The sequence below is a fragment of the Massilia sp. 05N420 genome (assembly GCF_056397205.1).
In genome coordinates, this window is record NZ_JBFTMX010000109.1 from 1 (window position 1) to 648 (window position 648).

Here is a 648-nt window from a genome sequence, read left to right on the forward strand (position 1 = left end):
GACTTCAGATTTCGACGGATCCCGCTCGGAGCAGTCGGCGAGCTTGCCGGGCAGCGATGCGATATCGAGCGCGCCCTTGCGTCGCGTCAGTTCACGTGCCTTGCGCGCCGCTTCGCGGGCGGCGGCGGCTTCCACCACCTTGCCGACCAGGATTTTGGCGTCCGCGGGATGCTCTTCGAGCCAGGTGCTCAGCGCTTCGCTGACAAGGTTTTCGACGACAGGGCGGACTTCCGAGGAAACCAGCTTGTCCTTTGTCTGCGATGAGAATTTCGGATCCGGAACCTTCACCGACAGAACCGCCGTCAGGCCTTCGCGGCAGTCATCACCGGTCAGCGAGACCTTTTCCTTCTTCGTGATGCCCGAGCTATCGGCATAGGAGGTTATCTGGCGCGTCAGGGCGGCGCGGAAGCCGGCCATGTGGGTGCCGCCATCACGCTGCGGAATGTTGTTGGTAAAGCACAGCACGTTCTCGTGATAGCTATCGTTCCACCACATGGCGACTTCGACGGTAATTCCGTCCTTCTCGCTGCGAATGGCAACGGGCTTGTCGACCAGCGGCTTCTTGGCACGGTCGAGATAGGCGACGAATGCTTCGAGGCCGCCATCGTAGAGAAGCTCTTCCTGGCGGATATCGGAATGGCGCTTGTC

1 pseudogene is annotated in these 648 nt (G+C 61.1%); it reads right to left on the reverse strand.

Features of this window, described 5'->3' with window-relative positions:
- Positions 1-648 (reverse strand): annotated as a pseudogene (gene gyrB / locus AC1DIX_RS27495) (DNA gyrase subunit B); the annotation flags it as partial.